This window comes from Bacillus sp. 522_BSPC (assembly GCF_001076885.1).
Taxonomy (GTDB): Bacteria; Bacillota; Bacilli; order Bacillales; family Cytobacillaceae; genus Niallia; species Niallia hominis.
Window position 1 is genome coordinate 1 of sequence record NZ_JVDT01000039.1, and the last position, 12,629, is coordinate 12,629.

8 protein-coding genes are annotated in these 12,629 nt (G+C 34.3%); 4 read left to right on the forward strand and 4 right to left on the reverse strand.

Annotation, left to right across the window (positions count from 1 at the left end; genetic code table 11):
• On the reverse strand, positions 1-970 hold a 970-nt coding region (locus ADJ83_RS03565; protein WP_048716916.1), incomplete at its 3' end, for a PLP-dependent aminotransferase family protein.
• 127 nt (positions 971-1,097) lie between these two features.
• On the opposite strand from ADJ83_RS03565, the gene ADJ83_RS03570 reads away from it, so the two are divergent.
• The 3 genes from ADJ83_RS03570 (at position 1,098) to ADJ83_RS03580 (ending at position 3,469) form a co-directional block, all read left to right on the forward strand.
• Positions 1,098-1,643 (forward strand): pyridoxamine 5'-phosphate oxidase family protein, encoded by a 546-nt coding sequence (locus ADJ83_RS03570; protein WP_031537619.1) that lies wholly within the window; start codon positions 1,098-1,100, stop codon positions 1,641-1,643.
• Between the two features lie 322 nt (positions 1,644-1,965).
• Positions 1,966-2,904, forward strand: a complete 939-nt coding sequence (locus ADJ83_RS03575) for a processed acidic surface protein (protein ID WP_031537618.1) — start codon at positions 1,966-1,968, stop codon at positions 2,902-2,904.
• Positions 2,897-3,469, forward strand: a complete 573-nt coding sequence (locus tag ADJ83_RS03580) for a class D sortase (protein WP_031537617.1) — start codon at positions 2,897-2,899, stop codon at positions 3,467-3,469. Before ADJ83_RS03575 ends, ADJ83_RS03580 begins: the two co-directional genes overlap by 8 nt.
• A gap of 31 nt (positions 3,470-3,500) precedes the next feature.
• On the opposite strand, the gene ADJ83_RS03585 is transcribed toward ADJ83_RS03580, so the two are convergent.
• The gene (locus ADJ83_RS03585) at positions 3,501-6,854 is read right to left on the reverse strand and encodes a hypothetical protein (protein WP_031537616.1); all 3,354 of its coding nucleotides are present in this window, start codon (positions 6,852-6,854) and stop codon (positions 3,501-3,503) included.
• Between the two features lie 171 nt (positions 6,855-7,025).
• On the opposite strand from ADJ83_RS03585, the gene ADJ83_RS03590 reads away from it, so the two are divergent.
• Complete coding sequence (locus ADJ83_RS03590; protein WP_031537615.1) at positions 7,026-8,396, forward strand: dipeptidase; 1,371 nt, start codon at positions 7,026-7,028, stop codon at positions 8,394-8,396.
• 165 nt (positions 8,397-8,561) lie between these two features.
• On the opposite strand, the gene helD is transcribed toward ADJ83_RS03590, so the two are convergent.
• Together helD and ADJ83_RS03600 are read right to left on the reverse strand one after the other, a co-directional pair.
• Positions 8,562-10,868: an RNA polymerase recycling motor HelD gene (gene helD, locus ADJ83_RS03595; RefSeq protein WP_031537614.1), complete on the reverse strand. Its 2,307-nt coding sequence runs from the start codon at positions 10,866-10,868 to the stop codon at positions 8,562-8,564.
• A 204-nt stretch (positions 10,869-11,072) separates the two neighbouring features.
• On the reverse strand, positions 11,073-12,323 hold the full coding sequence (locus ADJ83_RS03600; protein ID WP_031537612.1) for an MFS transporter: 1,251 nt from the start codon (positions 12,321-12,323) through the stop codon (positions 11,073-11,075).
• Between the last annotated feature and the right edge of the window lie 306 nt (positions 12,324-12,629).

Consider the following 12,629-nt stretch of genomic DNA (forward strand, 5'->3'; position numbering starts at 1 on the left):
GTAAAATCATATAGCTTATTCGTAGAGATGGCAAAAAAGCCTTTGAAAATGTCCCTAAATAAATGACTCGATCCTGTTGATCAATGGCTTTCATGCTTGGAATTGGCGCTCCTTGAAAACGGAACTCACTGTCATAATCATCTTCTAAAATATAGCCATCTCTTCTTTCTGCCCATTTTAATAGCTCTATACGTTTTCCAATAGGCATAATCTTCCCTATCGGAAATTGATGAGAAGGGGTAACATATGTAAGGTTACATGCACTGTTTAGAAGTGCCGACAAGTCATGCCCGTCCTCTTCTAAAACAGGTATTGATTGAATCGGGATTCCCCTTTCCATAAATACATTTCGTACTCCATCATATCCTGGCTCTTCCATCCCAATAAATAAGGACTTATCTTCCATAAGAGATAGCACTAGATGAATTAAATGTTCTGTCCCTGCCGTAATGACAAGATTGTCAGCAGTAGTTTGAATGCCCCGAGATCTATATAAATACCCAACCAATTCTTCTCTTAATGCTAATTCTCCTTGTTTATTGCCATACTTCATCCAGTGGGTCTGATTGTCCTCCATGACGGCTTTAATCGTCTTCTTCCAACCGTTTAGAGGGAAATTAACCCCATCAATATCTCCATAATGAAAGTCTATACAAGCATTTGTACCCGTCTCTGGACTTTTTGCAACTACTTTTTTCTGTTGCTGTGCTGTATATTCATAGCTAGGTAATGCAACAACCGTATAGCCACTTTTCTCCTTGCTCTCCACATATCCTTCCATCCATAATTGTTGGTATGCATCAATCACTGTATTTTTGCTAATATGCAAGAAACTCGCTAAATAGCGAATTGACGGTAGCTTTGTCCCAGCTTCTATTTTCCCTGTCAAAATCTCCTGTTTAAAATAGTGATACAACTGTATGTATACAGGCTCCTTCTTATCTTTATGCAAATGAATCGCAATATTCACGTTCTTCCCCCTATTTTTCGATGCTATTTAAATTTGTACCTATAAAATTATCTTAAACTGTTCCTATTGAAATGACTATTTATATTTTAAAATATAGAAACAATACAAGGAAGGGATGGAATAAATAATGAATGCGATGCGACAATCAACGATGGAAGTGACAGACAAGGAAAAAATTAATGATTTTTTACATAAAACAAATATAGGGCATCTTGGATTAGTGGATGAAAATGTTCCATATGTTATTCCATTAAATTATGTTTGGTTCCATGAATGTTTATACTTTCACGGTGCCAGTGAAGGCAGAAAAACGCGGATTATCCTTAAAAATAACCATGCTTGCTTTACTGTCAGTGAAGCAAGAGGCGTGATGAGCAATCCCATACCAGCTAAAGTAGATACTGCCTATATGAGTGTTATAGTCTTCGGAGAAGTTACACTGCTTGAGAATATCAATGAAAGCCGTGATGTCATGCAGGCAATGCTAAATAAGTATGTACCTGGATATTATGAGAAACCGCTCGCTAAATCTCATTTAGAAAGATATGTCTCGGCATTGGGGAGTAAAACAGCTATTTATAAAATTACTCCAAGCCATATTTCAGCAAAAGAAAATAAGTTAGATGAAGTAGCAAAATTCACCCCTGGTAGAACGATTAAAATGGATTCGTAAAGATGATTGGAATGGATGGATAGCCTAATTATTATCGAGTTAAGTTTTTGTCTTTTATCCTCTAACTCTAACGCTCCCATTTTTGGATGTTTTAGGCTATCCTTCTGTTGCCTTTAGAATGCTGTGCTCTCGCTTTGGGCACTGACGACCGGACAATATATCTTCTATCATGCTTTGAAACATATATTACTTTTTCCAATCATACCCCCACTGCTCATCAGCCCTATCCTCCACTTCCTCCCAAAATAAATTTTCCTATTCACGTATTATTTTCATAAAATGACAAACACTACCAATAGAATTATGGAGGTGACTTGTCTTAATGAAAAAAATTCTTCCTTCTCTTCTTCTTTTCTTAGGAGTATGCATGCAAGCAACACCTGCATTCGCTTCTCCAAGTGAAAAAGAAATAGAGACTTTAGCTAGTAAACTCGGTTGGACTACAGATGATTTAGAAGAATATTTAACATTTAAAGGATTAAACGTTAATGATTTTGATAATATACATTTATTAGAAAAACAGCTGGGCACCCCTATCACTCCTACAAATCTGGAAGAACTGCTTATTCAAAATTCGATGACAAAAGAAGAATTAGATATCTTATTGGCAGGCTATCATGAAACAGTAGAGAATTTTTGGTTTTTAGAAGATTTAGAGGTTGCCATTGATTTTTATAAAAATCATGAAGAGAAAATGCTGCAATTAGAAGAGTTTCTTGAGAATATCGGGTTTGACGACACAGAAAAACAGCAATTTTACGGGCACTTAAATAAACAAAGCCCTACCTTACTCGCAGCAAAAGTCGTGGAATGGAAAGAAAATTTAAATCGATTCCAAGAAATAGACCAAGAAAGCGAGATTAGTGATAAAGAAAATGCAGCGTTAACTCATTTTTGGCAAGATTTTTTTACCACAACAGCTATGAAGCCTGTACTAATAAGTATTGATGATAATGGGAAAAGAAAAGAGCTTGCACTAAGTGATCTTTTTAATAAACAAATGGATACAACCGTTGCAATTGAATTATATGATACCAACAATACGTTAATTGGAGATGCCATTGTGTCACCAGACATGGTTTCCTCTGTCGATGCAGTAGATAAAATGGTAGAATTGACCGAAGTAACAAAAGGTTTAGCTACTCTCTATGCAGCACAGCTTCCAAATACAGCATCACCGCTCCCTGTCATCCTATGTATTGGATACATGCTTGTACTAATAGGCGTGTTATTAACCTTTAGGAAACCATCTTATGAATAAGCCCAATAAAATTGGAGTTTTCTTCCTATCGATAGGATTGATAATGGTTTTCTATTCTCTTTCTAGCTATTGGAAGATTAATGCCATTATAGAGCAACCAGTTTTTCAGCCCAGCAGACAAATGGCCTTATCCAATTTAAGACAGGTACAACCAGGTGAAAAAATTGGAGCAATCATTGTCCCAAATACGAAGAAGTCTATTCCCATCTATGAAGGGACAAGTGCAAAAATTTTAGAAAAAGGTGCGGGTCACTATCGAAAAAGTGCTCTACCTGGCGAAAACAATAATATTGTACTGTCTGGACATCGTGATACTTTTTTCAGATTCCTTAAGGATTTAGAAAAGAATGATTCATTAATTCTCGAAACAAGAGAAAATGATTATGAATATAAAGTTACAAAATTCTCCATTGTAGATTCAAATGATTCAACCATTCTAACCCCTAAATCCAGACCAATTCTTACCTTAACCACATGTTATCCTTTTGCCTTTATTGGAAATGCACCGAAGAGATATATTGTTACCGCTGAATTAATAAATACAATTGCTCTAGTAAACAAATAGGCCTGAACTTTTAACCGTCCAGGCCATTATATTATTTCCATGTTTTTAAAAATAGCAGTAATCTATTTTTCCAATCAAGGAGCTTTGTAATAGCTAAAGGCTGCTTCCCTTGTTTTTGCATTTCGTAAATACTTGCAATCGCAATGAGAATGGACCCAGCAATTAATAAATACACCCACCATGGGAAATTCCCCCAATATGGTCTTGTTTGTAACAAAACATTGAGAACAAGTACACCAATGCCAACAAAGAAATAGGATTTATACCGGAAGTAAAAACCAGAGAGAATGGACAAAATAGCAAGACCACCTAAGATTATCGCATCATAGATAGTATGGGAAATATATCCATCAATAGCTAATATAAGAGCTACAATAACGATAACTCCCCATTCAATATAGTGTAATGCCATTAGCTTACTTATTATTTTCTTTGTAGCAATCACCATGATTATCCAAGGCAATACAACTAACTCTGTCACAATATATTCTTTGATAGTAATAATCATTAGAAACGAATAATACGGAACGAGCAACAAATATATGCTTACAAGTTTAGGTATCCATTCGATTTCTTTTTTAACTCGTTTAATTTGCAAATAAGCTAGAAAAGAAAGGAACAATCCTGGTATTATAATATCCCAATTAAAGGTTGTTTCCACTCCAAATAACGATATTGTAGAAAGGATACTACCAATTAGATAAAAATCAATCCATTTTTCCCCATCTTCCTTCCACTTCAATATGGACGAGTAGACTGTCGTACTTATAAACAAAAACAATACTCCCCAAACACAAGTAAATACATAACGATCAAATGGGATAAACTCCTTTGCATACATCAATATTTCATTATTGATAAGCAGGAAGACAACTCCTCCAATGGAGAATAAATGCAGTTTCTCCAAATGAATTACAAGCAGCACAATCATAATATATAGTAGGATTACAAAATAACTGACCGTCGAAAATGGGTAAGCAAACAGCCAAGAAATAATCCCTAATACACTAAATGGTAGAAAAAAGTAAAGAAGCCCTACCTTATTCTGTGTTAGAAAGTACAAACCAAATAAAACAATTGACAGTACCATAAATGCAAGTTGATACGAATTTCCTCCTGCAAAATCAAATGAGATAATTGTCGCTAGAAAGAGATAACTAGATAGATAGCTACCATATCGAAAAGCCATTTTCACATATTTATTCGCAACTAAATAGATACTTATGCTATAAACAATGAACAAATAGATAAACGGAAGGAAGGAATCACTTCCTATAAATAAACGATCAATGACCATACTTCCAATAATATACACATGGGAAATCGTTAGGAATGGAAGCTTAAATGATGTATGTTTTAGCCCTAACGCAATAATAAACAGGCCAATCCATCCATACTTCATAAGCGTTTCAAAAAGAAATGTATCACTGTTCCAAATAGAACCAACAAGGGTTAAATAGCTAATCAAACTAACAATACCAATTAGCCATGCGATAAGATTGTTTTTTATTTTTCGATATAAATCGTAAAAAACAAGGATTGCTACTAAATACATTCCAGTTGTGACCCATTTGTTTAATGTGAAATATTCAAGAATTAGAAGCAATCCAAAGCCGTACAAGATTTGACCAATATAATAACCAATCCTTCCCATGTTCTTATCCAGTCTTTCATACAAACTTCCAGTTATGACGGTGAATATACTTCCTATCGCAATCGATAACGATAGTCCTTGTTCTTGTATAAAGCTGAATGTCTCTGCAGTCGTAAAATAAACACCAAAAACAGTAATCGGAATGAGATAGGAAAGGAGTTGGTTATGCGTTTTATTTCTTATCAAGCGCCTTCCTAAATATAGACTTAATGCTATTCCTCCTATCATGACAGGAATATACCACTTTCCAATAAAAATTGCTGTTGATAAAAAGGCTATTAACACCATCCAGGATACATTATAGATGGTAGATTCCTTTCTAATATCTTGTAAATAATGCCACTTATTAAATATGCCTAACAGAAATAATAGCACTATATTTATTCCATAGATTACAAGGAATAAGCTATCAACATCGTTTATTAACGAAAACAATACAGCTATATTCCATAAAGCTAGGTTCAAAAAAAGAACTGGCAAATAACGAATAAACGAATATGTTAGTTTTTTCGTTAAAAGAAGAAATTCAACGGCCAGTAAGAGATAAGCAAACACTAAATACATACTGCCTTCGAGAAAAAGTTCCCCATAAAATACAATAGTTACGAAAAAAGTGGCAAGTGCAATGACAAAGCTTGTAAACTCCCAAACTTTTCCCCATTCCAGTTTCCCTTTTAAGATAAACACAAAAAAGAGAAGGAGAATACTAAAGCAAGCAAAAGCTACTGGTAATAAGTCTTGAAGAATTGGATTGGTGAAAATTCGATAAAGACCAAACGCAATTGCAATGGTAATAAAAAAATGATCATGCTTTCGTTTCGTTAACGCAACGGTCATCATGAAAAGACTGCTGATTACTAAATAATAAAAACCATTTATCATACTGCTATCAAATAGAAATGTCATAAATAATGCAGTTAAAATTAACTGTAGTTGAACAATTGGTGTCAGTTCCTTCTGAAAGTATTGTATCCATTTTAAATGCTGACACTTCAATAAAACATATATCAATATAAATTGATAGATTATCATAAAAAAGAAGAATCCATCTTGAGCTAACGGGAGGAAAGCAAAGAGAAAAGCAAGCGTTCCAGTTATTGTCCCAATGGTCAGGATTTTATATAGACCAGACTTTAAATAAACAGCTAGAGCAGTATAGATTGGGAATAATACCAATCCAGCTATTACCCCTAATAAAAATCGACCTTCACCATGCATAGAAAGATAGTCCCCTGCTAGCTGAAAAAAGCTGACGGAAACAAATCCTATTGGCAAAAAAAGACTCCCAAGGAGAAAGAAAGCAAATGCAGTATGATCAATTTTGATAATTTTTTTCGATAATAAACCAACCCCAAAAAATAAAATCGAAACAAAAAAGATCGATACTGCTTTCATCCATCCTGGCATAGAGTCCCAATTACTAGTCGCAACGACTAACCCGCCTATTAGCAGTAGTGCTACTCCTAAATAAAGCATCACCCCTATATTTCGTTCACGGAGCTGTTCAGCAGTATACTTTTTCTTTTCCTTTACAGGCTGCTTTTTCACAATTACTTTTTTTACAGGTTTTTTTTCTAATCCTTCCTTTTCTAGCTCCTTCTTTTTCTCTTCATCTGTTATATACCGTTCAAAGCCAGCAGTTATGTCCATATAACTTTCGTTTGATATGTATTGCTTTGTATATAAAATTTCCAAAATGCGATTAAAAATGGCAATCGTATTCTTCTGCATTCCATGCATCCTTTCTTCTTAACAAGCCTTAATTCTTACAATTTCATCTAATGGTGTAATTTTACATCATCATTTATGATTTTTCAATATATTTTATTTTCTAAAAAAGAGGATATTCTTTTTATATAACGAATTTATTTTTCATATCGAAATAATTGGAGGAATACAGAAATGAAAATGATTGAAGATTATTTAAAAGAGAAGCGAAATGTCCACTTGGAAGAATTATTTTCTTTCTTATCATTGGAAAGTATCAGTGCCCTCCCCGAGCATAAAGAAGATATACAGAAAACAGCTGAATGGTTAGTACAGGCACTTACGAATGCAGGCTTAGAAAATGCTTCCATCTATCAAACAAAAGGCAATCCAGTTGTTTATGCAGATTGGCTTCATGCAGAAGGAAAACCTACTGTATTAGTATATGGGCACTATGATGTACAGCCAGTCGACCCACTAGAACTATGGGATACTCCCCCTTTCTCACCTGAAATACGAGATGAGAAACTCTATGCAAGAGGTGCAAGTGATGATAAGGGACAGGTTTTTATGCATATTAAAGCTATTGAAGGGATTCTTCAAACAAATGGTTCTCTTCCAGTAAATATAAAATTTTGCATAGAAGGAGAAGAGGAAGTTGGCAGTCCTACCCTTCCTCTCTTTGTAGAAGAAAACAAGGAGTTATTAGGTGCTGATGTGATTGTTATTTCCGATACGGGGATGATAGAACAAGGGAAACCAACCATTTGCTATGGTCTTCGTGGTTTATGTGGCATGGAAATTCATGTTAAAGGTCCAAGAAGTGATCTTCATTCTGGATTATTTGGAGGAGCGATTCAAAATCCAATTGCTGCCATAAGCGGGCTATTAGCAAGCTTTCACGATCAAAATGGAGTAATTGCTGTAGAAGGATTTTATGATCGTGTAACACCTTTAACACCAGATGAAAAGGAAGCCTTTAAAGCATTGCAAATTTCAGATGACACTTTCATCGAGCAAACTGGCTCCCCTACTCTATTCGGTGAAGAAGGATTTTCTACTTTAGAAAGGCTTTGGGTGCGTCCTACTCTTGAAATCAATGGAATAAAAGGTGGCTTTCAAGGAACTGGCGTAAAAACCGTTATCCCTTCAGAAGCTAGTGCAAAAATTACCTGTAGACTTGTGCCTGCTCAGGATCCTGAAGAAATAGTTGCATTATTAGAGAAACATATTGAGGCTCATAAACCAAAGGGTGTAGATGTAACAGTTCAATTATTTGATAAAGGTACTCCTTTTGTTACGCCATTTGATCATAAAGCGATACAAGCAGCTGGCAAAGCTTATGAAACAGTGTATAAGGTGCCAACTTCCTATACGCGTGGTGGTGGATCTATTCCAATTGTTGCAGCATTTGACCAAATTTTAAATCTGCCTGTTGTGTTAATGGGATTTGGATTACCAGATGAAAATTTCCACGCCCCAAATGAACATTTCCATTTAGAAAATTATGATAAAGGCTTACAAACTATTTGCCATTATTGGTTTGAACTTGCAGAAGTCTGGTAAGAAAACCAAAAAAATTACTTACTAATAAAGCAGCAGCCAAAATACACTTTGTCACAGGGGCTCTCCCCTGTTTCGCGAAACATCGAGTTCGTGTATTTCGGCTGCTCCGTTTTACTTATTACTTCCAACCACTTTTAAATTCATCTATCTTTTTTTAGAAAAATATTATCTTCCATCAATTAACTCATAAGTATCTTCCTTTATCCACTCAAAATATGGATTCAGAATTCCATCTTCTATATACATAGCTAATCCATGCATGGCTCTTGTGCAGGCTGTGTAAAACAATTCCTTTTCTAAATCGCCCTTATAGCTTGATGCATTATAAAGAATCACTCCATCAAACTCGATTCCTTTAGCTAAATAAGCAGGGATAACGGAAATGCCTTTTTCATAGGATGTCGTGCCCTTTTGAATAAATCTTGCTTCTACTTTCTCTTTAAGCATTTCGTATACTTTACTGCTTTCTTTAATCGTTTTACAAATAACTGCAATTGTTTTATAGCCATTACCCTTCCAGTCTTCGATTCGCTTTAATAAATCATCTATTTGCTTAGCCGAATCTCCTACACTTACTACATGTGGTTTTTCACCATGACGATTAAAAGGTTCGATTTTGTCTCCATTTACAGCAAGGCCTCTTGTAAACTCCACAATTTCCTTGGTCGAACGATAGCTTTTCATTAAAACGATGCTTTCGACATCTTCCTTTTTTCCATTAGCAACAATCTCATTATGCTGGTGGGCATATATTGCTTGATTAATGTCGCCAAGTAGCGTCATTTTGCTATAAGGAAATAGCTCTTTTAAGTAATTAATTTGAAAATCAGAATAATCTTGTGCTTCATCAATAAATACTTGACGAATTCCCGAAGTGGATTTTTTTCCTTCCAATTTATCCTTTAAATACGCAAAAGGAGTAGCATCTTCGTACGAAAGTGTTCTATTTTGCAGGTTTAAGATGGTTTGCTCGCCAATCCTTCTCCATTCGTCCGTTGTTAATTGTGCAGGACAGCTTAAATCGAAAATCCCTTTATACATAGCAGAAACATCAATAAATCGCATTTTTTTAATAGCCGCATAGATAGATTTAAAGTGCTTATTAACAATAATTTTCCGCAAGAATTTTTCCTCTTGATCGAAATAGTCGAAGTCTTCTTCTTTATGAGCTGCATGAAATGCTTCCAAATACTCCTCTTTATCCAACAGCTCCATTTCGTTATCAACCCAACCTTGTTTTCTTTCGGTTCTTGCATGCTTTTTCATTTCTTTTTGGGCCCATTCAATTAATAATTGCATTCGGTTTGGTATGGATATATGGCTCTCCATTTCATAAAATTTTCTCATCAATTCTTCACTTGATATAAATACTTTGTTTTGAAATACGATATCCTTAAATACGACACCATCTTTATGTAAATTATCTAAATACTCATCAATAAGCTTTTTAAACCCTTCACTACTTTTAAACTGTATACTTTTTAATCTATTTTCTTTTTTTAGTGAGTCCGTTTCCGTTAACAAATATTCTAATTGGGAAAAGGAATCCTCTACTTGAAAAGATTTTCCAATTCGTGATTGTAAATACTCATAAATAGTAGACTGGCGCATATTTTCTTCCCCAAGCTCCGGCAAGACTGTAGACACATAGCTATTAAATAATGGGTTAGGTGAAAATAGCATAATATTATCTGATTTCAATGTATCACGATGCTTGTATAACAAATAAGCTACACGTTGCAATGCAGCAGATGTTTTTCCGCTTCCTGCCACGCCCTGCACAAGTAAGTATCTGCTTTTTTCATTGCGTATAATTTGATTCTGTTCCTTTTGAATCGTCGCAACGATTGATTTCATCATGGAATTAGCATTATTGCCAAGTACTTCAAGCAATAGCTCATCACCAATCGTTACTCCTGTATCAAATAAACTGATAAGCTTCCCGTCTCGGATGATAAATTGTCTTTTTAATAGTAAATCACCCTCAATTTTCCCACCAGGCGTTTCATAAGATGCTGGTCCTGGCGAATAATCATAATAAACACTTGAAATAGGAGCTCGCCAATCATAGATATAAAATGTCTCATTTTTTTTATCCATAAAAGAAGCAATGCCAATATATATTTCTTCTGTGCCTTCCCCTTCCTCATCGAAATCAATTCTGCCAAAGTAAGGAGTATCCTTCAATTTTTGAAGAACCTTTTGTTGCTGATGAATTTGCCCATAAGTTCGTTCCCGTTCTCCAAGGAGCTCTGCTTGTTGTTTTATACTCGTAAAGGTTTCAATAACATCATCTGGTTCATCAAGGTTTACCGTAACATCCTCCCAAAAGGTTGAACGTAATTGACCAACATCACCGCCAATATTGTGAATGTCTTTTTCCATCACATTCAACTTATCGTCGATTTCCTTGCGAACAAAATCTATCCTCTTTTGTTCCTGGACCTTTTCTTTCGCTTCTTTATTACTCATATTGCATACACCCCTAATCAATTATCTTGACAAGCAGAACAATTATGTGATATCATTATAATAGATAAATTATATGTATTTTCCTGAAGATAAATTGATATCACTAAAAGATTCATTTATTTTAACATATTCCGAATTAATTTTCCACTTTAATAAGCATAGACATCCCATAGCCTTTACGGATATGGGATTTATTATGTGTATTTATATTTTTGCCATCTTGCGTTTGAATGAAACTCCTTCTCTCCTCTTTAAATATATATAGAGGAAAAAGAAAAATATCCCACTAAAAGCTCGTAAAAATCCAGAAATATTCATCGCTGTATAAATATTCGTTGTTTCTAAAAGAAATACACCAAATTGTGGCGCAATAAAAGCAACAAACGCAAGTAAAATATTATAATTAGAAATACATAAACTGCGATTATCCTCATTTGTCACATCTAATAATTGATTAAATAGCATTAAGACAGTACCTGACACAAATAATCCAGCAAATATATTCGTTATTACAAGAAAAACAAGATTGGTTGAAAAGATCGTGATGAATGGGGCGATTGCCATTCCAAGCGATACTAAGATTAGCATCTTTGCATTGGAATGTTTATCTGCCATTCTTGCCCACCATTTAAAACTAATAATTTGACCAATTGAATTAGCAACGGCAAATAAACTGATCCATAATCCTGTAGCTCCAGCGTATTTTATTTGATAGATACTAAACAAGGTCCAACACATTTGCCATGCAAAATTAAAAAACAAGGCGCTAATGATAAAATATAAAAAAGCTTTATTTCTAAACACAGAAATCCCAAAATGCGTAGACCTTTTTTTAGGCAATTCTTTCTTTTTGGGCTCCACATGCTTCTTCAAATAATTTATTTCAAGCAAACCTAATACAAAAGCTAATAAATATAATCCAACAAAAGGAATTGGATCTGTTTTATCAAAAAATTGAAGAAATATGCCAATAAAAAAAGTAGAGATCATCCCGATTAAAGTCATCATTTTATTTCTTGTGCTAAAAAAACCACTTCGTCTATCTTCTTGAATAATGTCCCCTATAAATGCCTGCCAGCTTAAATTCGCAAAGGAAAAAGGAAAATTCATGATCCCAACCAAAACAATAAAGACGATTACTTGATATTTATCAGGTATAAAAACGACTAATGCAATACCAACTAAAAAAAGCCTTGCAGCTAAAAAAGAATACACGGTAAACATCTTCTTCTCCTGAAGCCGATTAATGATCAATGAACCAATAATCATCGCAAACATTCCAATAAATGGAGGAAGCGAGCTAATTAAACCAACTTGATAATTGGTTGCTCCTAAAACACTTATTGCAAAGAGTGGAAAATAGTTATTAGAGATGTTCAAAATTATCGTTGTGTAAACTCCATTCTTGATGCTTAGCCTTTCATTTTCTGAATTCGTCTGTTCTGATTCCATCATTCCTATATCATCCTTTTTCTTATCAAAATTATTTCAATTTCTGAAATATTCATTGTTATCATACTCTCATCCTTCTTAACCTGCAAGCCTTTTTTAAAAGAATTTGATGAAATATTTTTGAACATTTAGAGCCTTTTTATAAGCAAAAAAAACAGCTTCAAACATCCGTATTTCAGCCAAAGAATTATAGATTCTTTGGCTTTAGAGATTATCTATTATAGTATTTTTCTGCCTTTCTTTTTAAAGACAAAAAGAGGCTGGGACAAAACTAAATAACTAGTCTTTAAAGACGAACAATCTTTAATT